The organism is Caulobacter segnis (genome assembly GCF_031454995.1).
GTDB lineage: Bacteria > Pseudomonadota > Alphaproteobacteria > Caulobacterales > Caulobacteraceae > Caulobacter > Caulobacter segnis_E.
The window spans coordinates 56,260-80,344 of record NZ_JAVDRV010000005.1 but is presented as its reverse complement, the minus strand read 5'-3'; the positions used below and the strand labels follow the sequence as shown (position 1 = coordinate 80,344).

Here is a 24,085-nt window from a genome sequence, read left to right as displayed (position 1 = left end):
CGGCGTCAGACCGTTTCGACAGGCACGGCGAGGGCGTACCCCTCGCCGCGCTCGGTGCGAATGATGCGCTGACCATCGGGCCAGCCGGCCAATTTTCGACGCAACCGAAGGATCATCACGTCGATGCTGCGATCGGTGACTTCGTCGGGATGCACGCGAGAGGCCGCCACCAATTGCTGACGACTGAGCACCTGACCGGGCGCCTTGAGCAGCGCCGCGAGCAGGTTGAACTCGGCGGTCGTCAACTTGACCACCTCGCCGGTCGGCGCGGTCAGACTTCGCCGGCGCATGTCGGCTTCCCAGCCGACGAAGCGCCAGCGGGCGCGTTGGCGCAAGCGGGCCGAACGCGCCGGTCCAGCGCGCCGCAGCACGGTGCGGATCCTGGCGAGCAGCTCCCGAGGACTAACCGGCTTGCTCATGCAGTCATCGGCGCCCAGTTCCAGCGCCACCACCTTGTCCGGACCTTCGCCCCGCGCGCCGGTCAGGCTGATGACCGGCGCCACGTCGCGGTCGATGACCCCTCGCATCAGGTCCAGCCCGTTCTCGGCGCCCAGCTCAAGATCCAGGACGACAAGATCCACAGGCCGGGCGGCCAGGATCCGCTTCATGGCCGCGCCGTCCGGCGCCGTGCTGACCTGAAAGGCGTAAGCGCTCAGATAGTCCTGAAATTCGTCTCGGGTCCGGGGGTCGTCGTCCACCACGAGGACGTGTCGTTGGGCGTGCTGCATGCATCCGGCCTTCTTGGAAATTCAAATCCACGGAACGGACGCGGCCGCCACCTCGGAGGCGCGGCCGCGTCGTGGGTCAGAGTCCGTGAGCGGCGCGGATGAAGCGGGACGCCTTTTCACCGATGATCACGCAGGGGGCCATGGTGTTGCCCGTCACGACCTTGGGCATGATCGAGCCGTCGGCGACGCGCAGCCCTTCGACGCCGTAGACGCGCAGGCTGGCGTCGACCACCGACATCTCGTCCCGCCCCATCTTGGCCGAGCAGGTCTGGTGCCAGTAGGTCACCGCCGCGTCCCGGACATATTGCTCCATGTCCGCCTTGTTCAGCGGCCCCGGCATGGCTTCACGGGTGACCAGGGGGGCGAAGGCCTGGGTGTTGCCCAGGTCGCGGCAGAGCTCCACGCAGGCGAGCGCCGCCTTCAGATCGTCCGGGTGGCTGAAGGTGTTCAGCTCGATCCTCGGAGCGATCGTCGGATCGGCCGACGCCAGGCGCACCCTGCCCCGGCTCTTGGGATGGGCTAGGCCCGCGAACATGGTCCAGCCGTGCTCGGGAACGCCGCGGGCCGCCGTCTCGGGGCTCGGAACCGGGAACTCGACCTGACAGAACAGCAGGTCCGGCTCGGTCAGAGCCGCCTCCGACTTCCAGTAGAGCGTGGCTTCGCTACCGCTGTTTCGCGGCGCGATGGGTTCCTTGTATTCCCAGATGCAGCCGAACGAGACGTGGTCCTGAAGGTTCGCGCCGACGCCAGGCAGGCTCCGCGCCACCTTGATGCCGTGGGCGCGCAGTTCCGCCTCGTCGCCAACGCCCGACCGCATCAGAACGGTCGGCGTCTGGATCGCGCCCAGGCACAGGATCACCTCGTGGGCCGCGCCAAAGCGATGGAGCACGCCATCGCGAACGGCCTCGACGCCGATGGCCCGCCCGCCCTGGATCATCACCCGGTTGACCTGCGTATCGGTCAGCAAGGTGAGGTTGGGCCTGTCGAGATAGGGATAGGTGAAGGCCCGGAAGATGGAATGACGCTTGCCGCCGCGGATCAGCACATCGCTGATCGCGCAGCCGCCCACGGTCTCCATCATCTCGCCGTTCGGCGAGGCGTAGGTCGGAATGCCAAGCTCCTGGGCGGCGTCGATCATCGCGTAGGCGGCCGGACCGGGATTCGGCGCTGATTGCACGTAGACCGGGCCGCCCACGCCCCGTCGCAGGGGGTCGGGCGCGCCCTGCCAGTTCTCGATATCCCGGTACACACCCAGCACCGCGTCGTATCCCCAGGAGCTATCACCGCTTTCCTCGGCGAAGTGGTCCCAGTCCGCGCGGTGGCCGCGCGACCACACCATGACGTTGATGCTGGAACCGCCGCCGCAGACCTTGCCCATCGACATCGGCATGGCGCGGCCGTTCAGCGCGGGATTGGACTCGGCCACGAAACCCCAGTCGGTATCGCTACCCAGGTTGGTCGGCCAGGCCGCGGGCTCCATCACGCTGACGCGCTCGTCGCCGCCGCCCGCTTCGATCAGCAGCACCTGCACGGCGGGGTTCTCCGCCAGCCGCCGGGCCAACACCGAGCCGGCGCTCCCGGCACCGCAGACGATGAAGTCGTAGGTCGCCTTCAAGGAGGCCGCCCGCTCGGCTTGGTTGGCCGCGACTCGGGCGGCGAAATCGGGATGGTCACTGGGGAGGTGGTCGATCATGGTCATGCTCCAAACTCGGAATGGGGTATCAAATCTATCAATTTAATCAAATGCATCGAATTTAGACCTTGTCAAGGCAAGGCGGGGTAGGCATCTGTTCGCAAGCGGCGCTAGGCCCGGAGACACGATGGACACGGCCGAGAAGGACATCCTGACCACCACGGACGTGGCGAAGATCCTGGGCGTGTCCGTGCGCACGGCGCAGTTGCTGATCGAGGGCGGATCGATCCCCTCGTGGAAGACGCCGGGCGGTCATCGCCGCGTCTATCGATCCGACGTCCTGGCGCTGGTTCCGGGCGAGGCGGTGGCCCTGCCAGTGTCGGCGCGCGTGATCGTGATCGCTGGCCCCAACGCCCTACCGGCTTTGACCGCGCGACTGGCGGACGCCCCCTCCTGCTTCGTCGACGCCTATCCCGAGCCGTTTTCCGCCCTGTTGAACATTGGCGGCCGCTCGCCAGCCGCGGTGGTGATCGACGCGGCTTCGTTGCCCATGGCCGCCGACCTGCTGAGGGCCCTGGCGTCGGACCCGGCGCTGTCGCAGACCGCGATCTTGCTCGTCGGTCCCAAGGCCCAGACCGAGGCCTTCGCCGGGACGGCCAGCAGTCGGGTCGGCTTCGTGGAGGATCTGGACACCCTGGCCGAGGCCGCCGAGATGGCGGTGAGAGGGCCAGCGCCGGTTCCGACGGCTCCCGAAGACGGCTCCGGCATCCCGCTACCCGCCAACGAGGCCCAACGACTCCTGGCGCTTGAGCACTCGGGCCTGGTCGACACCCCGCCCGAGGACGCCTTCGACAAACTGACCTGGCTGGCCGCGCGGACGCTAGGCATGCCGATCTCGCTGATCACCCTGCTGACCCCGACCCGCCAGTGGTTCAAGTCGCGCCATGGCCTGGACATGGCCGACACGCCTCGCAGCTGGGCCTTCTGCAACCACACCATTCTGCAGAGGCGCTGCATGGTGTCGGAGGACCTGTCGCTCGATCCGCGCTTCGCGGACAATCCAGCCGTCGCCGATGCGCCGCATTTCCGGTTCTACGCCGGCTGCCCGGTCGTCGATCCCGACGGCTTCACGCTCGGTTCGCTCTGTGTTATCGACACCCAGCCGCGTACGCTGGACGAGACCCAGCAAGCGATCCTCACCAACCTGGCGTCCCTGGTATCCGACGAGATCAAGCTGCGCGTCACCGACGGGCGACTGCGACGCGCCATGGATGTGCTGGAGCGCAGGCCGCGCTAGGGCCTCCCGGCCTCGCGGCGACGACGGTTACAATGGTCATCAACAAGCGCTCCGCTGCAACGCGGACGTGACATCCGATCGACAGGATCGAGCGATCGGTCGTCGCCATCGTCTGGCCCGGCGGCCGTCTCGCCGAGGACTTACGATGACCGCATCCCACCCAGTTTCCGCTCACTCCCAACAGGACGACCGCTCGGTGGGCCGCCCACCCTTCGTCTCATCATCGGAGCTGGAGAGAGATCCGCACGCCGTCTTTCGACACTGGCGGGAGCGCACGCCGGTGATCCAGCGCGAGGACGGCGCGTGTCTCGTGCTGCGCGCCGCCGATGTCGAGGCCCTTCTCATCGATCTTCGAACACGACAGATCGACGGCGCGCTTTACAGCCGCGTTCGCGGCGTTCCCCCGGGGCCGTTGCAGGACCTGCTGGTCGCGTCGCTGTTGATGTCGGAGGGCGATGCACACCGCCGCCGACGCGCGCCCATGTCTCGCGTTCTGGCGGTCCGCGCGGTGGAAGCCTTGCGCGACACCGTCCGCTCGGCGGCCGAAAGCCTGATCGACGATGTCGAGGCCAAGGGTAGGATCGAAGACGAGATCGATCTGATGAGCACCTTCTGCGCCCCCTTCCCGCCGCTTGTGATGAGCCGGCTTCTGGGCGCGCCGTCGGAAGAGGCCCGGGCGTTCGCGCGATGGGTCTATCAAGTCTCCCCGGCCTTCGCGCCCGCCCTGCCCAGCGAGGACATGGCGGCGATGGTCGAGGGCGCCACGCGGCTCACGGCCTATGTCGAACAATGCCTGGCCAAGGCCATGGCTGGCGAAGCGCTGCGGTCGGACCTGCTGGAAAACATGGCGGCGGCGGTCGCCGTCGATACACTCACGCCGGGCGAGGCCGTCGCTCAGCTCGTGACCCTGATCATCGGCGCCAGCGACACCACGCGAGCGGCGATGGCGATCCAGGTCGGCCTGGTTCTCGCGACCGGCCAAGCCTGGAGCCGGCTCGGCGACGATCCGAACCTGGCCCGCGCCGTCGTCGCCGAGGCGCTGCGTCTGGAGCCGCCCGTCGGCTCGGCGCCGCGGTTCTCGATGGAGGAGATCGCGCTGGACGGAGCGACGATCCCCGCGGGCCGGCTGGTGTCGCTCTCGACCCTGTCGGCGATGCGCGATCCCGCTCGCTTCTCCGATCCCGACGCCTTCCTCATCGACAGGACCGACCACACCCGCTGGCCCTTGGTGTTCGGCGGTGGCGCGCATCGTTGCATCGGCGAGGCGCTCGCGCGCATGGAGCTCGAGGAGGGCCTGATGGCGCTCAGTCGTCGACTGCCCGGCCTGCGGCTAGCGGGTCCCGCGCCGAAGATCGAAGGCTACGCCGGGATCCGCCGCGTCGACGGTCCGCGAGTGACCCTGTGATCCGGCGGCGGATTCTCGCCAGCGCGGCCAGCGGCCTGGCCGTGCTCGCGCTCGGTGGCCTGGCGGGATGCGGGGCGGAGCGGAACGACATACGTGACCGATCCGCCGCCCCGCCGCCGACGCTGGCCCAAGGCTATTTTGAGCGCGACGGGGCCCGCCTCTGGTACGGCGCGGTCGGAGAAGGCCCACCGGTGATCCTTCTCCACGGGGGCCTCTCGAGCCACAAGGCTTGGAGCGGCCAGGTCCCCGCGCTGGTCCAGGCGGGCTACCAGGTCATCCTGTTCGACAGCCGCGGACATGGCCGCAGCACCCTGGGCACGGCGCCATTGACCTACGAGCGAATGGCCGCCGACGTCGGCGCCCTGATCGCGCGCCTCCGCCTCGAGCAACCCGCCATCGTCGGCTGGAGCGACGGCGCCATCGTCGCCCTCGTGCTGGCCATGGATCCTGCGGCCGAACTTGGGCCGATCTACGCCTTCGGCGCGAATATGAATCAGGAAGGCGTGCGTGCGAACGCTGGGAACGCTCCGATCTTGAAGCAGGTCGGGCCGCGGCTCGCGGCTGACTACGCCGAGCTCTCACCAGCGCCAGATTTCGCCGCGCTGTCTCAGGCGGTCAGGACGATGCAAAGTTCAAGCCTCAACCTGCCCGCACATCAGGTCGCCCGCGTCCGATCGACCGCTGTCAAGATTGCGACAGGTGACAGCGACGAGTTCATCCTTCCAACGCATGCGGTCTGGATCGCGCGGACAATCCCAGGTGCTGAACTCGAAGTTCTGTCCGGGTGCGGTCACTTCGCGCCCTGGGAGGCGCCGGCGACCTTCAACCGCTCTATCCTAGCGTTCCTGGAGGCACGCGGTCGCCGCTGACGCCCCCTAGACATCCCGACCGCACCAGCGTGACCAGGATATCGTCATAAGCTAGAGACTCCCCTTGATCTGCCGCCGCACCTCATCGGCTATAGGGTGGAGCGCCTGGGGCGAGCGCGGTGCGACAAGGCTATAGCCCAGGCCGTCGGTAGCCCACGATACGCCGCCGAGGTCAGCATCCTCGCGCTCTGTCATCGCAACGTTCCTTTCCAACTGCATCGGCCGCACCATTACCGCCAGACGCAGACCGTCGGCGCCGTCGTAGATGAACATCGCCGCCGGCCCATGCGGCGTGGTCACCAGCCGTCCGCCGATGAAGCGGTAGCCCGCGGCCTGCAGATCGGGCACCGCGACGGGGCTGCGGAGACGATTGGACACCCAGCGCACCAGGTCCGCCTTCTGGGTTGAATCGATCTCGACGGGCCGATGAACATCCGAAGCATAGACCCGGTAGTTGTCGGCTGCCTCACGCGACAGAGCGCCGACCCCGTTGATCGGCGGTGCGACGACGCCCCTGGCTGTCCATCCGGCTAGCCCGCCGGTCGCCAGCACGGCCGCCGCGGCGATGGCGGGGCGCCAGTAGGATTGGCGGGCGCGACGGGCCTCGACCAAGGCGCGCAAGCCTAGCTCCGGCGGGATCGGTTCCTCCGCGATCGCGCTCAAGGCGACGCGCAAGGCGACGCGATCAGCGATATAGCCCTGGATCCGCTTGGCTTCTTCCGGATGTGCGGAAAGATAGGCTTCTACCTCCTCGCGACGTGGTGATGAGAGAGCCTGGTCGACATAGGCTTGCAGATCGTCTTCGCTGATGGGGCGCGGGGCGCTCATTTGATCCTCCGCAAACGCGGCTTTCGGACTTGGGCGGCCGAACCATTGGCCATGATCTGGGCGAGGCGCTCGCGGCCTCTCGACAGCCGCGACATCACCGTGCCGATCGGCACGTCCAGAACCATGGCTGCCTGAGCGTAGGAGAGATCCTCCACGCCGACCAACAAGAGCACGGAGCGGTAGTCCTGCGGCAAAGCCGCGAGGGCCCTTAGGATGTCGCTCTGGTTCATGCCGTCCTGTTGGGTGGCCCGCTCAGCCAGATCCGCCTCGTCTAGCACGTCCAACGACACCTCTCGCCCACGACGGCTTAGACGACGCCAACGGCTGACCGCGAGACTGTGAAGGATCGAAAAGAGCCAGCTGCGTGCGTCGCTAGCCTCCCGGCGCTGACTCCAGCGCCCGACCGCCCGCTCCAGACAGTCCTGCACGAGATCGTCAGCGTCCGCGGCGTCATACACGAGCGACCGCGCGTAGCGCCGCAGACTCGGGATCGATGGCTCGATCAGACGAATTATATCGTCCACGGTGGGCCTCCCAGGCGCATCCTAGCGAGTCTGAACCTGCACCGGCTCGCCGAGCTTATCGGCTGTGCCCGGCGCGATCACCAGATAGCGTCGATCCGTGATGCTCGCGGCCTGCACCACTTGGCGGATAGGTCCGATCGCATTGACGATCGCCGCGCCGGCGGGATTGGTCGTAAAGCTGGCGAGCGGTTCCAGTCGGCCAGAGCCATCGGCCTGTCGCGCCAAGGCCAATACGTAGGCCCGCTTGGGCGCTAGGCCCGTGACCGACGCCTGCATCATCTGGATTAGCCCCTGGTCGAAAAGGCTCACGCCGGTCGGTTCATCACTGCCGCCTCCGATCGACCCCAGAACTAGATACGTGCTGGCGCCGCCCTTACCGAGCGGCTCCAGATTCTGTGTTCCAGGGCCTGCGGGAACCGCGTCGGGCACGTAGCTTAGCGCTTGGGGAGCTTGCCCGATCGATACGTTGGCGACGACTCTATTGGTCGCAGTATCGATCACGGCGAGCGCGTCGGCGTTCTCCAGCCCGACATAAATCCGCGCGCCATCTCCCGAAGGCCACACGCCGTGCGGCAGTTTGCCGACGGGAATGGTCGCGATCTTGGTGAAATCGTCGGTTCGGAACACCTGCACCTCGCTCTTGCCCCCGACGGTGACGTAGGCGAACTGGCCCCTGGCGGTGCGGACGAAGTTCACATGGTTGGTGATCGGTCCGATGTCCAAGGTCTTTAGCACGTTGAACGGCGGACGTGCGTTGAAGGCGACGGCCTTGCCGACGTCCTTCAGCGTGAACCAAACCTGCGCGCCGTCCGGTGTCGCGGCGATGTTTGGACAGAAGGGACTTGGTTGGGCGACGCGTCCGACGATCTCGCGGGTGGCGACGTCGATAACCACGGTCTCCGGATTGAATGATGAGCACACATAGCCGTAGCGGCCGTCGGGCGAGAAGATCGTCATGCCGGGGCCGGCGGGTGTGATGATCCGGGCGATCTCGGCATAGGTCCCCGCATCGATCACCGAAATGTAGTTTTCGCCCCGCACGGTGACCCAGACCTCCTTGCCGTCGGGCGTGAAGAACGCCTCGTGGGGCGAGCGTCCGACATAGGTGGTGTGTTTGACAGTGTTCGTAGCCGTATCGATGAAGGAGACGGCGTTCGAGCCGATGGAGACAACGGCGAGGGTCTTATGGTCGGGCGATGCGCCGAGGCCGTGGACGAGCAACTGCCCCTTGTAGAGCGGACTGAGATTGCCGGGCGCTGGATCGCCCAACTTGATGAAGCCCAGGACGCGGTTGTCGACGGGATCGGTCACCGAGACGGTGTTGGAGAACTGCTCGGCGGCATAGACGCGATCGCGATGCGAGATGGCGATGTCCGGGGCGTTGACCTTTCTGGGCGCCTGTCCGGCGGTTGCGGACGTGAAGGCGAAGAGCGCCAGGGCCGAGCCCAGCAACAGGAAGCTCTTCATCTCAATGCTCCTGGCCATGGTGAGCGGCGCTCGGCGAGCCGTGCGGGACCGGCGTTGTCGGGGAGGGATTGGAGGCCGGCAGCGGGTGGCCGACGGCCAGGCGCATGGCCGCGATCTCCTGCCGCTGGGCGACGATGATCTCCTGGGCCAGCCGGCGCAGTTGCTCGTTCTTTCCATAGCGCAGCTGGGCGACGGCCATGTCGATGCCGCCCTGATGGTGGGGGATCATCATGTTCACGAAGTCACGGTCCACGTCGCCGGACGGCTTGATGTCCATATCCACCATCATCTTGATCATGGCCGCCTCGTTGGCGCTCATGAACTCCTTGTGCGGCGTGCTGGCCGCCAGCGGCGTGGCGGCCAGCATCGCGGTGAAGGCCAGGGACCATCCTCCCGAACGTTTAGAAGGCGTTTGACGCGAGGACATGGAAGGTCTCCGGACCGCGAGGCGATCAACCGCCTCGGTCGTTAGACGCCCTCGACACCCAGGTTATTCCCGGGACATCCACGATGACGAGAAAAACGTGGGCCGGGAATAATCGTCGATGGCGGGCGTCTAACCGTTCAGGTCGATCCCGACCGCTGGAGTTGCCTCATGCCAAGACCCCTTATCGTCGGAACCTTGGTGGGCCTGTGCCTCATCGCCGCCGAAAGCGCCCGCGCTCAGAGCTCGGCGCCGCCTCTAAAGGTCGGCCAGACCACTAAGGGGCTGTCCTTGGTCGATGAAGCCGACATGACCCTTTACGTCTTCGCCAAAGACACCCTCGGCAAGTCGGCTTGCAACGATCCATGCACGCGCAACTGGCCGCTGGAGGCCAAGATCACCGCGGTCGCTGTTGGCGACTACACCCTGATCACGCCGGTGATCATCATCGACCCCAAAGGCGCAACGACGGTGCGTGACCTCGTCACCGGCGCGTCCGAGCGGCTCGACTATCGGGCGCCATAGCGTCTCAGGTTTACGGCTCTCCTGACGGCATTGCGCCTAGTCGAGGCAGCGCCAAGAGAACGGTGGTGGGGCCGGTGTCTCCCCACTGAAAAGCGGACCTTCCGAACGTCGCGGATGAGCCAGGATTCCCCGCCGTGCGGTCCGGTGGGAAGGCGTCATAGCCATTGCCCAAGAGCGGAGCTTTCGAAGCTCAGCGATGAGTCATGAGCCGCTAGCATGACCGTCAATGCAGCCCGGATGCGTCAAGCCCAGGCCTGTAACTCAACGGCGACGGATCGCTGGTCGGCAAGATGCTCGCCAGTTATTTGCCAGGAACGTGGTTTCGCCCCGCGGATCGACGGACCGTCGCCGCTCGATCGCACCACTTGTCCGGGGCGAAACTTGTTCAACGACGGACAGCGGGTCGCACCCGCCGCCAGACTGGACATTCATCCTCCAGGCGCGCGGCGCCTAGTCGCCACCGGCCGCCCGGAGCAGCGTCGGCAGCAGCGCCAGGGCGATCCCGATCCCGGCCAGGGCGGGCCAGCGCCAGAGCCCCATGCCGCGCCAAGCCCTGGTCCAAGCCGCCCAGGCGCCGCCCTCGCGCGACAGCCGCAAGGCGTAGACCGCCACGCCGGACACCGACAGCGAGGTCAGGGCCAGGCCGAACACGAACCAGATCAGCTTGGTCCAGACCCCGCCGAACGTGCCGAAATGCAGGGGATCGGCCATTTCGGAGATGCGCTGATGCGCCGAGAGGTCGCGTCCGTCGGTCGTCAACACCACCTTGCCCGTGGCCGGGTCGGTCCAGGCGACGTTGGCGCGCTCCCGGACAAGCAGCGCCCGGTGCTGGCCCTGGAACTGGAACGCCCCGACCTTGCCGGACGGAAAGACGATGCGTTGGATGCGCAGGCCCGGATAGGCCGCCTGGGCGGCGACTAGGTTGCCTTCGAGCCGGGTCGCGACGCCCCGCGCGTCGAGCTTGACGGCCGCGACCTTGGCGCGCGGGGCCGGCGGCGCCTTGGCCACCGTGCTCTCGGCCAGATACCAGAGACCGGTCGCGCCGATCAGGGCCACGAACCACAGGCTCCATACTCCGGCCAGACGGTGCAGATCCCCCATGGCCGTGCGGGCGTCGCGCCATCGCACCGGCCGCAGGAAGCCTCGCCACCATTTCTTGTAGACGACGAACGAGGTCGCCAGGCTGATCAGCAGCAGGACCGACAGGGCCGAGACGATCGGTACGCCGACCGCCGTGGGCAAGTTCAGGTGCCGGTGCATGTTGCGCAGGACGCGTTGAGCCCCGACCCAAGAGCCCTCGCCCCGCACCGCGCCCGTCGACGGATGCAGATAGACAAATCCGCGTCGCCCATCCGGCGTCTGGAGAGTGGCGATCATGGCGAAGCCGCGATCGACCGGCGCGTCCAGCAGCAGGATCTTGGCCTCGGGGCGCAGGGCCGCGACGTTGCGGGCGGCGGCCGACCAGGCCAGCGGTCCTTGAACCGTCGCCGGATCGACCCGCAAGGCGGGCCGCAGCAGCCAGTCGATCTCGTGACTGAACACCGCGATCGTTCCCGTCAGAAAGACGAAGCCCAGCAGGATCGACAGCTTCAGCCCGACCCACTGGTGAACCCGCCACCACAGGCGCGAGCCCTTGGCCTTGGCGACGCGCTTGGGCGGGGATGATTCCGCCCCCTTCCCCTCCGGGACGGACGCGCGCTCCAGGCTCACCATTCGCGCGAAACCTCGAGGAACACAGAACGCGGCTCGCCGGGGAAGTGGCCGGTGCGATCGATGAAGCCCGAGGCGGCGTAGGTTTTGTCGAACAGGTTGTCCACCCGCAGGAGCATCGACCAGGGGCCGACCTTTTGGATCACCGAGGCGTCGAACACCGTATAGGGACGCACCTTCTGGCCGCTGATCGAGGTGCGGACGTCGACATAGTCTCCGCCGAACGCCAGAGCCAAGCCCCGCTGGGGGAACTGATAGCGCGTCCAGAAGCCGGCCTTGTGCCTGGGCGCGTTGGCGAAGCGATCCCCGACGCTGTTGGTGATCACCGTATTGCTGTTGGTCTTGGTGATGCGCGTGTCGTTGTAGGCGTAGGACGCGGTCAGCACCCAGTTCCGGGTCAGGTCGGCGGCCAGGTCGAACTCGGCCCCCTTGCTGGTCACCTCGCCAAACGCGACCATGTCGTTGACGCCGTCGCCGCCGACGTCGCCGCGCGGATCGCTTTGCAGAATGTTGCTGCGGACGATCTCGTAGACGGCGAGCGTGGTCTGCAGCCGACCGCCCATCAGCTCGGTCTTGACGCCGCCTTCCAGGATCTCGCCTTCCGTGGGCGCGAAGGGGCCGCCCGCTAGCGGATCCTGGCTGGAGACGCTCTGTGGCTCGTAGCTCTGGGCCCATTGGCCGTAGACCGAGACATCGGGACGGGCGCGCCAGACCAGGCCGGCCCGCCACGTCGCCTTCTCGTCCTTGAAGCCGCTGGCGTCGGAGGTGTCCTCGTAGCGGTCGAAGCGCACGCCGGCGGTGGCGATGAACGGCCCGACCGTCGCCTCCTCCAGCAGATAGGCGCCGGACCGCTCCTGGATCGCCGAAGTACGCACGCGGGGTTTGAGCTTATAGGTCTTGGGATCCATGGCGCCGTAGACAGGCTTGGTCAGGCTGAGCGGCGCGGGCAAGCCGGCCACGGCCGTGAATCCGCCCAGCAGCGAGGGACGGTTGTTGTTGACCAGCTCGCTGCGATAGGCGTCGACACCCAGCAGGACGCGATTGCGCACCGAACCCAGGTCGCGTGACCACACGGCGTTGGCGCCGAAGCTCAGTTGCTCGAGGTCCCGCTCCTGGTCGCGGAATTCCCGACGCGACAGGTCCAGAACGCCATCCTTGTCGCTGTCGGTCAGGCCGCGGGGCTCGTGATACTGCTGACGCTCCAGGCTTTTCGAATAGCGCAGGCCGGCGTCGACCTTCAGGTCCTCGGAGACAGGCCATTCGACCCTGGCCTGCAGCACATTGGCGGTCAGATCGAGGAAGTCGCTCTTCTCGTTGTGGTTCCAGCGCCGGTCGGCGAGGAAGTGGCCAAGATTGTCGGTCGGCACGCCGCGCAGGCGGTTGCCTTGCAGGTTCTGTTGGTAGCGGGTGGCCTGCAGGGTCAGGGCGGCCGGGCCGAGGTCGGCCCGAACGCCGCCGTCGAGGATCAGGACTTCGCTGCCGGAATTGCGGCGCGGCGTGTTGCGGTCCTCGTAGAACACGCCCAGCCGGGTGGCCGGAGCCTTGTCGCCTGGCAGGAAGCCCTCGACCTCGACCGAACCGCCCTTGCGCGCCTCGGTCCCGACCACCGCCGTCGCCCGCGCCGAGAACTCGTTCTTGGGCGTCTTGGTGATGTAGTTGAACAGGCCACCGGGCGCGCCGGGGCCATACAACATGCCCGCCGGCCCCTTCAGGAATTCCAGTCGCTCGACATTGAAAAGCTGCGGCACCGAGAACGCGACATAGGGATCGCCACGCAGGCCGTCGAAGAAGATTTCCTCCTGACGGAAGCCGCGGGCCGTGACGCCGGCGTAGGAGAACAGGCTGACGCCGGCGATGTTGCGATACAGGTCCTGGGCGTCGCGCGCGCCCTGGTCCCGGATCAGCTGTTCGTTCAGAACCTGGATGTTGAGGCTGGACTCCAGCGGCGCGGTCGCCAGCTTGCCGCTCGTGGTCTCCTGGACGCGATAGAGCTGACGGGCGCGGGCGGTGATGATGATCGTCAGGTCGGGCTCGTCTTCGGCCGCCGCCAGCTCGGCGCCGCTCGTCTCGATCGCCGCGGCGTTGTCCGCGCCGGCCAGGCCGAGGGCCAGCACCAGCGCCGCCGCCGAAGTCTTCAAATGTCCACGAAAGTTCACCACGCCTACTCCGCGCCCCAGGAAAGGCGCGTCGATTATAGCAAGTGATAATTATTTGCAATAATACCACTTGGGGAAGCGCCCTGGCCGCCGCCGGCGCGCCGCGCCCCCGGACCGCGCGTCATTTCCTACGCGCTAAGCGCCTTCCGGCCGCGCTCGACCGACATCCGATGCGTTCCAGCCAGCGTGGTGTCGCGGTCCTTGATCGTCTTCAGGAACAGCCACTCGCAAGTTACGCGCTTGTGGGTGATCTCGATCGCCATGTAGCCACGCTGGCTGGTGTCGGCCCATTTCAGCTCGGGGTTGGCGGCCATGAAGCCTTGGGCCACGAGCTTGGGATCGGCGCCGAAGTCGCCCTCCGCCCCGGACGAGGTGACGGCGTGTCCGGCGAACTCGACGCCAGCCGGACGCCCGCCTTCGCTTAGCGCATAGGCCCAGGCGTTGTGGCTGTCGCCCGACAGCATGACGAGATCGGCGTCGGCGGCCTGAGCGGAGTTGAGCAACCGCGATCGGGCCGCGGGATAGCCGTCCCAACGGTCCATCCACATGGGCAGGCCCTGGGCCGCCGCGCGGATGTTGTTGCGGTAGCCGGCGATCTTCTTCTCGGAGACGGTCGGACGCAACCAGTCGATGGCGTCCTTGGGCATGACGGTCCGGCCCAGGATCGTGCCCATGCCGACCAGCTGCCAGCCGGGATTGGCCTTCATCTGGTGCGCCAGCCAGCTTTCCTGGGTCGAGCCCATCATCGTGGCCGAGGGATCCTTCCAGACGCCGTCGCGGAACGCCTTGAGGGCGGCGTCGGGATCGGCGGCCTTGAAGGCCGCGCCGATATCGGCCGGCTTGGTGCGGGCCAGCAACCGGGACTCGGTTCGGTAGAGCGTGGCCAGCGTCCCGATCGGATAGGCCTTCCAAGGCTCGTCCGAGACCGGCATCCACTCGCGATAGACCTGCATGGCCGCGGCCCAGCGAATGTTCCAGTCGCCTTCCTTGTCGGGTTGGTGGTTCTGGGCCCCGCCCTCCCAGCTGTCGTTGGACGACTCGTGGTCGTCCCACAGCGCGACCATGGGCGCCATCTGGTGCAGGCGCCGCAGGTCGGGATCGGCGCGGTAGCTGGCGTAGCGCAGCCGGTAGTCGGCGATCGCCAGGATCTCGGTCGAGGGTTCGGGCAGACGGCCGGCGACGAGGTCGGCCTCCTTGATCGAGGCCGAGCCGTACTCATAGAGGTAGTCGCCGGTGTGCAGCCACAGATCGAGATCGGCGCGGGCGGCCGCGTGGGCGTAGGCGTTGAACCAGCCGTAGGGCAGGTTGGAGCACGAGAAGACCGCCAGGCCGAAGCGGTTCACCGGGCCCAGCGGCAGGGTCTTGGTCCGGCCGACTGGCGACTTGGTCCCATCGGGCGCGACGAAGCGATACCAGTAGACGGTCCCTGGCTTCAGCCCGTCGACGGTCACCTTGACGGTCCAGTCGCGGTAGGAGCCGGTGCGCGCGACGCCGCCCGAGGCCACCTTGGTAAAGCCAGGGTCCAGGGCGACCTCGACCTCGAGCCGAACGACATTGGTGTCGGCGGCGGGGACGTAACGCGTCCACAGCAACATGGAGTCGGCCGCGGGCTCGCCGCTGGCGACGCTGTGAGTGAAGCCGGTCGCGCCCAACACCTGCCGGGCCAGCGCCTGGCCGGCGGGAAGGGCCAGGCCGGCGAGGCCGAGGCCTCCGGCGATCAGGCCGCGACGATCGATCCTTGGAGCCATGTTAGGTCCTTCGCCAAAAGAAAACTCCCGCGGCCAGCAAGCCGCGGGAGATGAAGTTGGTCGGGGAAGTCTAGAAGGAGCCCTTGAGGCCGATGTTCCACATCGACCCGTAGATGCTGTACTGCTGAACGCGGCTACGGACGTTCGAGTAGATGACGTCCGGCGCGTTGAAGATGTTGCGGCCAGCCAGCATCACCTCGAACTGCCTGTTGATCTTGTAGCTGGCGCTGACGTTCCAGAGCTCGCGGGCGGCGTGATAGAGGACGCCGTTATTGGCCGTGGTCGGCGTGTTGCTAAGCGCGCTGGTCCGGTACTTGGACTGGGCGTTGCCGGTCAGTTGGACATCAAACTTGCCGTAGCTGTAGCGCAGGCCCCAGTTTCCCGAGGTCTTGGGCAGGCTGACACGCTCGCCATCCGGATCGATCTTGGTGATCGAGGCCCGCAGGCCAAGGCCCCGAAGGGCGCCGGGCAGGAAGGTCAGCTGCTGGTCGTATTCCAGCGTCAGACCCTTGTTGGTGTTCGTGCCGGGCAGGTTCTGGGCGCTGCGGAACGCATAGCCGGCATAGTCGGCCGGATTGTAGCCGACATCCTCGGGGTTCACGGTGACGCCGGTGACCTGCATGTCCTTGACGTCCAGCTTGTAGGCCGAGACGCCGATCACGCCCGAGGGCTCCAGATAGTACTGCAGGCTGGCGAAGGTCTTGGTTGAATGCTCGGGCTTGAGCAGCGGGTTGGGCACCGAGACGATCAGGGTGTCGTCGTTGACCGAGACCACGCCGCCCAGGTTGCCGTAGTCGGGACGCAGGATCGACTGGCTGAACGCCAGCTGGCCGACCAGTTTCTTGGAGAAGTCGTACTTGGCGCCGCCGCTCCAGAACCAGTCGTCGTACTCGCCGTGACGGGTCGAATAGGCGCCGTTGCGGTACTGGTAGAGCAGGCCCGGCACGGTGCTGGTGGAGAGGCCGGCGGCGGTCACCTCCTTGGCGGGCCGGATGTCGGCGACGCGCGCGTCGGTCTTGGTCTTTTCGTAGCGCAGGCCAAGGTCGAACGAGGCCTTGCCGATGCGCGGCTGGACTTCGAAATAGGCGGCGTTGATCGCCTCGCCGACCTTCTTGTTGTTGTCCAGGCGGCGCTTGAGATTGCCCACGGTGTCGGGGACGAAGTACTCCGGGTGGGCCTTGTAGATGTCGTAGACGGCGTAGTTGCTGTCGGCGCGCCAGTTCTGGTCGTTCATATTGCCGGCGTCGAAGCCCAGCATCTTGAACTGGTAGTTCTGGGTCCAGGGGATGACGGCCTCGGGCGCTTTCTGGGTCAGGTCGCCGGTGGGGCCGACATACTGGAACTGCCGGTAGGAGCCCTCGTTGGTCTTCCAGACATTGGTGCGGTAAGCCGCGCCGGCCAGCACTTTCAGCTGCACGTCGCCGATGTTCAGCTTCTTCTTCACGTCGAAGTTCAGGGCGTACATCTGGTTTTGCGCGTCGGACTCCGACGTGCGGATGTTGTTGCCGATATCGTCGTCGCGATTGAAGCTGGTCGGGTCGCCCCAGGGACGGCCGGCGGTCTGGCGCAGGGTCCAGGCGTTGGAGTCTTCCGAGGCGCGGTCCAGCGTGAAGCCGATCCGCGTCAGATAGTTGTCGGTGCGCTGGAAGAAGCCCTTCGAGTTGTCCCGGAAATTGAACTCCGAGCTGGAATAGCTCCCGCGCAGCAGGGCCTCCCAGGTGTCGCCGCGGTACTCCAGCTTCGGCGCGACCAGCCATGACGGCGTGCCGGCGTAGCGGTGCGAGTACTGGGTGTGCAGGCGGGTGTTGGTCCCATTCGGATTGACCACGATGTGGGTCGGGGTCGAGTCCGCCGTCGTCTGCGACGCGCTGGTCGTGCCGAAGATCAGGTAGGTGTACTGGTTGAAGTACTCGACGTCATAGAACGAGTAGGTCGAGCGCAGCGACAGGGCCCACTGGTCGGTCAGCTTGTAGTCGACGCTGAGGTTGGCGGCCTTGCGGTGGGTCAGCTTCGGGCCTGGACGCCACATCACCTGATAGGGAATGACCCGGCCGCTGGCGAGGTACGACCAGTCGGTCTGGATGCGGTCCTGCTGGACATAGTTGGCGTTGTAGCTGGCGTTGAAGGCGATCCCCAGGCGGCCGTCCAGGAACACGTCGGCGTAGCCGACCTGGGCCGAGGGGAAGATCGTCGAGTGCTTCTTGTCGTCCGGCAGATACTGGCGCGACAGCTCGCTGTCCGAGGTGCCCACGGCGCCGACCTGGAAGCGCAGCAGGCGGCTGGTGCGCTGGAAGGCGTACTTGCTGCGCAGGTTGATGGCGCCGCCGGGGCTGTCGGCGTCCATGCTGGCCTGCAGCGTGTTGTTCAGCTCGATCGAGTCCACGCCGGTGATCGACATCTGCTCGAACGAGTTCTGGCGGCCGCTGTTGTTGTTCGAGGTCGCCGTCGCCATGCGGGCGCCGTCGGTGGTGAAGGTCGAGTACTTGGGATCCAGGCCCCCGATGCGGACGGCGGTGGCGTCGACCTCGGTATAGTCCAGCGAAACGCCCGGCATGTTCTTCATGAACTCGCCGACGTCGCCCATGGTCAGGGCGCCGAAGTTGTCGGCCGCCACGACGGTCTTGGCGTTGGTCGAGGCGCGGCGCTCCATGATGGCGGCCGCCTGCCCCTCCCGCTTGGCGGTGATGGTCACGGCCTCGACCTGGTCCAAACTGGACAGCGGGCTCAGCGACACGTCCAGCACGGACGTCTGGTTCGGCGCGATCGAGGCGACCAGGATCGCCTCCTGCAGGCCGGCGTACTTGACCCTGATCGTCACGTCGCCGGAGGGAACGCCCGTGAGGCGGAAGTCGCCGTCCTCCTCGGAATAGGCGACGATCGGCGCGCCCTCGACCCGGATCTCGGCGTTGCGGACGTATTCGCCGGTGGCGGTGTTGAGGACGCGGCCTCGAACGCTGCCGCTACCGACTCCGGACTGGGGGCGCGAGGCGCTCGCGGTCGAGCGCAGGGTGATGATCTGGCCATCGTCGGAGTCGACCCGCAGCGGCGTGTCGGCGATCAGGCGGCGCAGCGCCGCGCGGACGTCCATCGTCCCTTTCACGGCCGGCGTCTGGATACCGTCCAACTGGCGGGCTGGCGCGATGATCTGCACCTGGCCTTGCCGGGCCAGTTCGGGAATGGCGCGGACCGCCGCCTGCGCGGGAATGTCGAACACGCGGTCCTGCGCGAAGGCCGGCGCGGCGATCGCCATGGCGACGACCGACGCGCCGCGGGCCAGAAGGGAAGAGCGAGAAATCATTGGCTATACGGCCCCCAAGCATCGCGTTGCTCGCGACGTCGCGGGTTGAGAGCCGTCGGACGAAGGCTTCCGCTATCCGTTGCAAAAACTTCTTATTGCGCCGCGGCGGGAGGTTGCGCGGCGCGGCTCAGCACAACCGTGTCGCCGTCCCGCTGGAGGCGCGCGTCGAACACCTGAGCGACGGCCCGGCCGAAGCCCACCGGATCGCTGGCGGCGAACAGGCCGGTGACCGGCTCGCGCGCCAGGTCAGGGTCGCGGATCTCGATCCGGGTGTCGCTGTAGCGGGCGAAGGCCAAGGCGGCCTGGCTCAGGGTCTCGCCCTCGAACGCCAGCTTGCCGTCGCGCCAAGCCAGCTCGCGGGTGACCGTCTCGGGCGCGATGGGGCGGGGCTGTTCGGCCGACCGATGCACGGGGTCGGCCAGGGCGAGCCGCGTATTGGCGCTGAGCGTCAGCACCTTGCCGGCGCCGAACAGGGGTGCGGCCGAGACATTGACCAAGCCCTGGCTGACCAGCAGATCGACCGGGTCGTTGGCGAGCTTGCGGACGCGGAAGCTGGCCTGGGTCGTCCGCAGCCCGCGACCATCCACCTCGACGACGAACGGACGTCGCTCGTCGCGGGCCACCGAGAAAAACGCCTCGCCCCTGAGCAGGGTGACGTGGCGCTGGCCCTCGTCGTAGCGCACGCGGATTCGGCTCTCGGTGTTCAGCAGTACGGTCGAACCGTCCTTCAGCGGCACGAGGCGGATCTCGCCCCGCTCCGTGCTGATCACCGCGCCGGCGGCCGAGGTCGCCAAGGACAAGGCCCCCAGGGAGGCGGCGGCCACCGCGGCGCCAGACCAGGTCAGGACGCCACGGCGGGACAGGCGCGCGCGCCGGGGCTCGGCGAAGGTGTCGGGATCGAAGTCGGGGCCCAGCGCCTGGGCCGACTCGCTCATCAGCGACATCGCCCGCGCGCGCAGCAGCGCTCCACGTCGGCGCGGATCGCCGCGCAGCCAGGCCTCCAGCGACGCGGCGGCGTCCGGCGAGAGCGGTCCGCGATCCTGCCGCGCCGACCAATCGGACGCCGCGCGGTCAATGTCGCGATGGGTTTCTCGCACGGCCATGTCTCGAGGCGCTCTCCCGGTTCGTCATCTTAGAGGTTTGGGACCGCTTGTTTCCGCCACGACCGAACCAATCAATCAAGAAAAGCACGCCGCGCGAGATGTGCGTCTCGACGGTGTTTTCGGAAATCCGCATCCGCGCCGCCACCTCGCGCTGGGGCAGCCCCTTGACCCGGCGCAGCACGAAGGCCTCGCGCGTCTTCGTCGGCATGGCGGCGATGGCGCGCGCCAGTTGCCGAAGCTCGTCGCGGTCGATCGTTCGTTGCTCGGGCGACGCCTCGTCGTCGAGCGGGTCCAGCCGCTCCAGGTCCTCGACCGCGTGGATGGGCACGATCCGGGCGCGGCGGACATGGCGCGTGATGATCGATCTCGCGACCTGAAACAGATAGGCGCGAGGATGGCGGATGCCGTCGACCGACTCCAGCTCGGCGAGGATCGAATAGGCTTCCTGAATAATGTCGTCGGCGTCGATGCCCGGCGGCGCGCCACGCGACAACCACCCCCGCAGAGCCGGTTCGTGCGGGAGGATGTTCCGCAGGAACCACAGTGTCCTATCCCTGTCGGCGCTGCTCATCCGTAATCCGCTGAGTGGATATTCCGCTAACCGGCGCGCGCGCCACCTCGATTCGAGCCCCTGCCTAGCCGGCTATTGTGACAGTCAGGCCTAGCCTGACGCCGATCGTCTCGAAATCACCGCGGGGGCGGAGCGGCGGCCAGGGCTCGCGCGTCGTCCTCCGTGGCCGGCGCGAACGGCTTCTGGGCGTCGCCGGTCCAGCGCATCAGCGAGAGATCGGCGGTCTGCTTGCCATCGATCTTGGCGTTGGCGGCGACATAGAACAGGCCTTGGCCGACGGGCTGGAAGCCGACATCGGCCTTCTGGTTCCAGCCGCGCACGCCGGTGGCGGGGTCCTTCAGGCCGTCGTCGGCGAGCGCGATCAGCATGCCCCGCTCCCATCCCTCGCCGCCCGGACCAGGCACGCCCACCAAGTCGGTCATCGCCGGCTTGGCGCGCGCCTCGACCGCGAACAGAAGATAGTTTGGAAAGGTCGGCTTGCCGCCCGGATAGACGCCCATGAACCAGCGCCGTTGGCTTTCGTCATAGGCCAGGTTCTGGACGCCGTAGCGGGTGTTGCCGGTGCGGACGAAATACTTGCCGTTCGGAGCCGCCGGACCGTTGCGGTGCGGCGCGGCCTCCGTCAGGGCGCTGGCGTAGCGCCCCCAATCATCGACATCGTACTGCAGCAGCAGCTGATGGTCGTTGTCGGACCGCGAGGTATTGCCATAAATCCCGTAGGCGACGGTCAGGTAGCGCGGCCCGTCCACCTGGCCGAAGGCCGGCCCGAACGACACCCCGTCGATGCCCGAGCAGCCATAGCGATGATCGGGCGAGGCGATGACGTCGCCCTTGCCGTCGTCGCCGTCGAACCGCCCGTCGCCGTTCAGGTCGGCGGAATAGTCCTTCACGACCTCGGGCAGATAGACGGTGCGGAAGATCTCGCTCTGGCTGGCCTCGACCCCCACCTTGTCCAGCCGCGCCACGTCGATGACGGCGATGTAGAAGGCCTTGTCCTTCTTGTACTCCAGAGAGCCGTAAACCTTGCCATCGGCCGGGTTGAAATCCAGGTCGCCGAGGTGCCCGGTCCAGCCGACGAGGGTGCCGATCAGCCTTCCGTCGAAGTCGTACTTCGCGAGCAGGTTCGTGAACGAGTAATAGACATAGCCGCCCCTCGCATCGATCGCGACGCCCTGCACGTGCCCTGACGCCCAGGTCCCGCCGTTCTGGGTCAGCGGCGGACGAGCCAGCCCACCGGCTCCCGCGACCGCCGAGGAGGCCAGGCCCAGGACCGCCATCGAAACGGCGGCGGCGAGACAAACACGACTGAACATGACCAGAACCCCGCTTGATGCGGGGCCCGACTAGAGGGCGTTGACGACAGATACGTGACAGCGCGACGGCGCGACGGCGTGGACGCCGATCATCGCCCTGGCCAAGGTCGCCCCGCCGCCACACCCCGAGCTATCGCAACACCTCCACCGGCGCCTTCCGCGCCAGTTGGACCATGTCGGGGTCCCAATTAAACTCCAGGTGGCAATGCAACATTAAGGCGTGGGCGTCCATTCTGCGCCCCACGCAGTCGAGTAGGGGCTTGGTCATGGACTTCACCGCCACGCAGACCGCCGCCGCGCAGCCGGCGCCGCAGGCCGCCTTCAAGAACCAGGATCGTTTCAACGAACTGATCGAGAAGGTGAATAGCGCCTCAAGCACCGAGGCCGAGCAACTCGACGCCTATGTGTCACTTTCGAACATGGCCAGTTCCGGCGGCATGCTGGGCATGGGTGACGCTAATCAGAAGCTCTACAGTCAGGTTGTCTCGACTTCAGCCGCGGCCCAGAAGGTCAAGCAGTTGGGCCAAGCCTACACGATGGCGCTGAGCGCGGGCGCCCAAAGCGGCGGCGCTTCGGGCGCGCGTCAAGCGGCCCTCGACTTCTTCGACACTCTGGGCGGCGTCGAGCAGGACACGCTGTTTCGCGGGCACATCAACGTCGCCGACATGAGCGGCGCGACGCCCTTCGCGGACGTGGACAGCTGGCGCAATGCGATGCTGGCCGGAATCAAGCTCGATCAGTTCATCGAAAGCGCGTCCAATGACCCCGAACGCGCTGGCGGAGCGGCGAAAGGCTCCAAGCTCGCGGCAGCCCTGAAGCTGTCGGAAGCCAAGACGCAAGACGCCAGTTGGATTCAGCGGATCGCCGATCTCCTCGGCCAGCGCGACCCGATCAAGGACAAGGTCGACCTGTCCGAAGACGCCAAGCGCGCCGTCGGCGACCTGAAACCCGCCGCCCCCGCCGGCGCCCAGGGCTACGAAGTCGGATCGATCGCCTCGAAGCGCATCTGAACTGGCGTCGAACGGACCATATCGTGACAACCGACGAGCGGATTTCCTGACGTTCCGAGAAGAGTCGGGCGCGGACGCGTTTGACGTAGGCGGTGGAGCGTCCGACCGCGCCGATGACCCGTATCGCCCTCGAGCGCGCGCCAAGCGCTCGGCCTGAGGAGCGGAAAATATGTCTCGCGCGGAAGCGGATGGTCACCAGCACGCACAAGCCAAGCTGATGACCTGGCTGGGCGCCTTCGGGCTTATCCCGTTTCTGGCCCCGCCGGTGCTTCGCATCGACTGGTTCGAACCGACCCTCGCCTGGAGCAGCCTGCAGATCGTCTACGCCGCCGCCATCCTGTCGTTTCTCGGCGGCGTCCGCGCGGCGCAGGCGGTGTTCAGCGACGACTGCCGCTCGGACACCCTGGTCCTCGCCATGGCGCCGCCCCTGGTCGGCTGGGCGCTGGCGGCGATCGGCGTCATGGGTCAAGGCGAGCCGCGACTCGCGGCCAACGCCCTGCTGGGCATGACCGCCGCCCTGGCCGCGCAAGGGGTCTGGGACCTGACCGCCAAGGCCCTTCCAGACTGGTACCGGCAGCTTCGTCTGCCGCTGACGGCCATGGCCTGCGTGGGCTTGGTGATCGGCGCCGCGGCGGCGGGCGGCTGAGATGACTTTTGACGATGAGGCCGGCGACCGCCTGGCGGTCGTGGTCGGCGCGGGCGGCGGTCTGGGGCGCGCCTTCGTGGAGGAACTGCGCGGCGAGCCTGGCTGGGCCAAGGTGGTCGGCGTCGGACGCCGGCGACCCGACGACTGGCCGGACGATCCTCGCCTGCCCTTCCTGGCCGCCGATCTCCTGGATGAGGACGCCCTGGCGAATCTGGCGAGCGCGTTGTCGAAGCTCGGCGTCCCTGGCCTGATCCTGATCGCCACCGGCATGCTGCACGAGCCCGGCGTCACGCCCGAAAAATCGATGAAGGCGGTGACGGCGGCTAGCCTCTCGCGCCTGTTCGAGGTCAACGCGATGCTGCCGGCGCTGGTCTGCAAGCACCTGGCGCCGCTGCTGCCTCGCGCCGAGCGAAGCGTGATCGCCGCCCTCTCGGCCCGCGTGGGCAGTATCGGCGACAATCGCCTCGGCGGCTGGCACGCCTATCGCTCCAGCAAGGCGGCCTTGAACATGCTGATCCGCTGTCAGGCCATCGAGCTGGCGCGCGAGCGGCCGCTGGCCATCTGCGCCGCGTTGCATCCCGGCACGGTGGACACGCCGCTCAGCGCCCCGTTCGCGCGCGCCAGCCGGTCGGTGGAGACGCCAGGCGTCGCCGTTGCTCGGCTGTTGAAGTTGCTTCACCAACTGGAGCCCGCCGACAGCGGCGGCTTCTTTGACTACGGCGGCGCGACAGTTCCCTGGTGATCCAGGGCGCCAACCCAAAGAAGATGACGCCTCCGTAGCCGCCCGCGCTGCGCGCGTCGCGCGCGATCTGCTACCGCTGCGCCGATCA

At 67.3% G+C, this 24,085-nt stretch carries 20 protein-coding genes; 7 read left to right on the top strand and 13 right to left on the bottom strand.

Annotated elements, in window-relative coordinates:
- Positions 1-5 precede the first annotated feature (5 nt).
- Together J2728_RS16255 and J2728_RS16250 are read right to left on the bottom strand one after the other, a co-directional pair.
- Positions 6-728 carry a response regulator gene (locus J2728_RS16255; protein ID WP_310000828.1) on the bottom strand — a complete coding sequence of 241 codons (723 nt, stop codon included), beginning with the start codon at positions 726-728 and terminating at the stop codon, positions 6-8.
- Between the two features lie 76 nt (positions 729-804).
- On the bottom strand, positions 805-2,421 hold the full coding sequence (locus J2728_RS16250) for a GMC family oxidoreductase (protein WP_310000827.1): 1,617 nt from the start codon (positions 2,419-2,421) through the stop codon (positions 805-807).
- Positions 2,422-2,548: 127 nt separating this feature from the next.
- On the opposite strand from J2728_RS16250, the gene J2728_RS16245 reads away from it, so the two are divergent.
- The 3 genes from J2728_RS16245 to J2728_RS16235 all read left to right on the top strand — a co-directional run bounded on the left by J2728_RS16245 (position 2,549) and on the right by J2728_RS16235 (position 5,932).
- A complete protein-coding gene (locus tag J2728_RS16245) occupies positions 2,549-3,658 on the top strand; it encodes a GAF domain-containing protein (RefSeq protein WP_310000825.1) in 1,110 nt (369 codons plus the stop codon).
- A gap of 145 nt (positions 3,659-3,803) precedes the next feature.
- The gene (locus tag J2728_RS16240; protein ID WP_310000822.1) at positions 3,804-5,063 is read left to right on the top strand and encodes a cytochrome P450; all 1,260 of its coding nucleotides are present in this window, start codon (positions 3,804-3,806) and stop codon (positions 5,061-5,063) included.
- A complete protein-coding gene (locus J2728_RS16235; protein ID WP_310000820.1) occupies positions 5,060-5,932 on the top strand; it encodes an alpha/beta fold hydrolase in 873 nt (290 codons plus the stop codon). The genes J2728_RS16240 and J2728_RS16235 overlap by 4 nt, the downstream gene beginning before the upstream one ends.
- 51 nt (positions 5,933-5,983) lie before the next feature.
- Here the strand turns inward: J2728_RS16235 and J2728_RS16230 are convergent, their stop codons facing one another.
- From J2728_RS16230 to J2728_RS16215, 4 genes are read right to left on the bottom strand one after another with little or no spacing between them, the layout of a single operon-like run.
- Positions 5,984-6,760 carry an anti-sigma factor family protein gene (locus J2728_RS16230; protein ID WP_310000818.1) on the bottom strand — a complete coding sequence of 259 codons (777 nt, stop codon included), beginning with the start codon at positions 6,758-6,760 and terminating at the stop codon, positions 5,984-5,986.
- On the bottom strand, positions 6,757-7,284 hold the full coding sequence (locus J2728_RS16225; protein ID WP_310000814.1) for a sigma-70 family RNA polymerase sigma factor: 528 nt from the start codon (positions 7,282-7,284) through the stop codon (positions 6,757-6,759). Before J2728_RS16225 ends, J2728_RS16230 begins: the two co-directional genes overlap by 4 nt.
- A gap of 21 nt (positions 7,285-7,305) precedes the next feature.
- The gene (locus J2728_RS16220; protein ID WP_310000812.1) at positions 7,306-8,751 is read right to left on the bottom strand and encodes a YncE family protein; all 1,446 of its coding nucleotides are present in this window, start codon (positions 8,749-8,751) and stop codon (positions 7,306-7,308) included.
- A 1-nt stretch (position 8,752) separates the two neighbouring features.
- Complete coding sequence (locus J2728_RS16215) at positions 8,753-9,178, bottom strand: DUF305 domain-containing protein (protein WP_310000809.1); 426 nt, start codon at positions 9,176-9,178, stop codon at positions 8,753-8,755.
- A gap of 168 nt (positions 9,179-9,346) precedes the next feature.
- Between J2728_RS16215 and J2728_RS16210 the strand changes: the two genes are divergently transcribed.
- Entirely contained in the window at positions 9,347-9,700 is a 354-nt protein-coding gene (locus J2728_RS16210; protein ID WP_310000806.1) for a COG4315 family predicted lipoprotein, read from the top strand.
- 450 nt (positions 9,701-10,150) lie between these two features.
- On the opposite strand, the gene J2728_RS16205 is transcribed toward J2728_RS16210, so the two are convergent.
- The 7 genes from J2728_RS16205 to J2728_RS16175 all read right to left on the bottom strand — a co-directional run bounded on the left by J2728_RS16205 (position 10,151) and on the right by J2728_RS16175 (position 21,599).
- Positions 10,151-11,413 carry a PepSY-associated TM helix domain-containing protein gene (locus J2728_RS16205; RefSeq protein ID WP_310000804.1) on the bottom strand — a complete coding sequence of 421 codons (1,263 nt, stop codon included), beginning with the start codon at positions 11,411-11,413 and terminating at the stop codon, positions 10,151-10,153.
- Positions 11,407-13,548 (bottom strand): TonB-dependent siderophore receptor, encoded by a 2,142-nt coding sequence (locus J2728_RS16200; RefSeq protein ID WP_310000802.1) that lies wholly within the window; start codon positions 13,546-13,548, stop codon positions 11,407-11,409. The genes J2728_RS16205 and J2728_RS16200 overlap by 7 nt, the downstream gene beginning before the upstream one ends.
- Before the next feature lie 146 nt (positions 13,549-13,694).
- Positions 13,695-15,314, bottom strand: a complete 1,620-nt coding sequence (locus J2728_RS16195; RefSeq protein WP_310000799.1) for an alkaline phosphatase D family protein — start codon at positions 15,312-15,314, stop codon at positions 13,695-13,697.
- Positions 15,315-15,384: 70 nt separating this feature from the next.
- Entirely contained in the window at positions 15,385-18,612 is a 3,228-nt protein-coding gene (locus J2728_RS16190) for a TonB-dependent receptor domain-containing protein (protein WP_310000797.1), read from the bottom strand.
- Positions 18,613-18,704: 92 nt separating this feature from the next.
- Entirely contained in the window at positions 18,705-19,715 is a 1,011-nt protein-coding gene (locus J2728_RS16185; RefSeq protein WP_310000794.1) for a FecR family protein, read from the bottom strand.
- A complete protein-coding gene (locus tag J2728_RS16180; protein WP_310000792.1) occupies positions 19,684-20,286 on the bottom strand; it encodes an RNA polymerase sigma factor in 603 nt (200 codons plus the stop codon). The genes J2728_RS16185 and J2728_RS16180 overlap by 32 nt, the downstream gene beginning before the upstream one ends.
- A gap of 116 nt (positions 20,287-20,402) precedes the next feature.
- Positions 20,403-21,599 (bottom strand): hypothetical protein, encoded by a 1,197-nt coding sequence (locus J2728_RS16175; RefSeq protein WP_310000790.1) that lies wholly within the window; start codon positions 21,597-21,599, stop codon positions 20,403-20,405.
- A gap of 266 nt (positions 21,600-21,865) precedes the next feature.
- Between J2728_RS16175 and J2728_RS16170 the strand changes: the two genes are divergently transcribed.
- From J2728_RS16170 to J2728_RS16160, 3 genes are all read left to right on the top strand, one after another.
- A complete protein-coding gene (locus tag J2728_RS16170) occupies positions 21,866-22,609 on the top strand; it encodes a hypothetical protein (RefSeq protein ID WP_310000787.1) in 744 nt (247 codons plus the stop codon).
- Between the two features lie 169 nt (positions 22,610-22,778).
- Complete coding sequence (locus tag J2728_RS16165; protein WP_310000784.1) at positions 22,779-23,255, top strand: DUF3429 domain-containing protein; 477 nt, start codon at positions 22,779-22,781, stop codon at positions 23,253-23,255.
- 1 nt (position 23,256) lies between these two features.
- Positions 23,257-23,997: an SDR family NAD(P)-dependent oxidoreductase gene (locus J2728_RS16160; RefSeq protein WP_310000782.1), complete on the top strand. Its 741-nt coding sequence runs from the start codon at positions 23,257-23,259 to the stop codon at positions 23,995-23,997.
- Positions 23,998-24,085 lie beyond the last annotated feature (88 nt).

What these genes read in the sequence shown, in the direction of transcription:
- J2728_RS16245 (WP_310000825.1), top strand. Translation starts at nt 2,549, where the DNA reads ATGGACACGGCCGAGAAGGACATCCTGACCACCACGGACGTGGCGAAG.
- J2728_RS16255 (WP_310000828.1), bottom strand. Translation starts at nt 728, where the DNA reads ATGCAGCACGCCCAACGACACGTCCTCGTGGTGGACGACGACCCCCGG.
- J2728_RS16175 (WP_310000790.1), bottom strand. Translation starts at nt 21,599, where the DNA reads ATGTTCAGTCGTGTTTGTCTCGCCGCCGCCGTTTCGATGGCGGTCCTG.
- J2728_RS16170 (WP_310000787.1), top strand. Translation starts at nt 21,866, where the DNA reads ATGGACTTCACCGCCACGCAGACCGCCGCCGCGCAGCCGGCGCCGCAG.
- J2728_RS16185 (WP_310000794.1), bottom strand. Translation starts at nt 19,715, where the DNA reads ATGGCCGTGCGAGAAACCCATCGCGACATTGACCGCGCGGCGTCCGAT.
- J2728_RS16165 (WP_310000784.1), top strand. Translation starts at nt 22,779, where the DNA reads ATGTCTCGCGCGGAAGCGGATGGTCACCAGCACGCACAAGCCAAGCTG.
- J2728_RS16190 (WP_310000797.1), bottom strand. Translation starts at nt 18,612, where the DNA reads ATGATTTCTCGCTCTTCCCTTCTGGCCCGCGGCGCGTCGGTCGTCGCC.
- J2728_RS16205 (WP_310000804.1), bottom strand. Translation starts at nt 11,413, where the DNA reads ATGGTGAGCCTGGAGCGCGCGTCCGTCCCGGAGGGGAAGGGGGCGGAA.
- J2728_RS16230 (WP_310000818.1), bottom strand. Translation starts at nt 6,760, where the DNA reads ATGAGCGCCCCGCGCCCCATCAGCGAAGACGATCTGCAAGCCTATGTC.
- J2728_RS16220 (WP_310000812.1), bottom strand. Translation starts at nt 8,751, where the DNA reads ATGAAGAGCTTCCTGTTGCTGGGCTCGGCCCTGGCGCTCTTCGCCTTC.
- J2728_RS16250 (WP_310000827.1), bottom strand. Translation starts at nt 2,421, where the DNA reads ATGATCGACCACCTCCCCAGTGACCATCCCGATTTCGCCGCCCGAGTC.
- J2728_RS16180 (WP_310000792.1), bottom strand. Translation starts at nt 20,286, where the DNA reads ATGAGCAGCGCCGACAGGGATAGGACACTGTGGTTCCTGCGGAACATC.
- J2728_RS16215 (WP_310000809.1), bottom strand. Translation starts at nt 9,178, where the DNA reads ATGTCCTCGCGTCAAACGCCTTCTAAACGTTCGGGAGGATGGTCCCTG.
- J2728_RS16240 (WP_310000822.1), top strand. Translation starts at nt 3,804, where the DNA reads ATGACCGCATCCCACCCAGTTTCCGCTCACTCCCAACAGGACGACCGC.
- J2728_RS16160 (WP_310000782.1), top strand. Translation starts at nt 23,257, where the DNA reads ATGACTTTTGACGATGAGGCCGGCGACCGCCTGGCGGTCGTGGTCGGC.
- J2728_RS16210 (WP_310000806.1), top strand. Translation starts at nt 9,347, where the DNA reads ATGCCAAGACCCCTTATCGTCGGAACCTTGGTGGGCCTGTGCCTCATC.
- J2728_RS16195 (WP_310000799.1), bottom strand. Translation starts at nt 15,314, where the DNA reads ATGGCTCCAAGGATCGATCGTCGCGGCCTGATCGCCGGAGGCCTCGGC.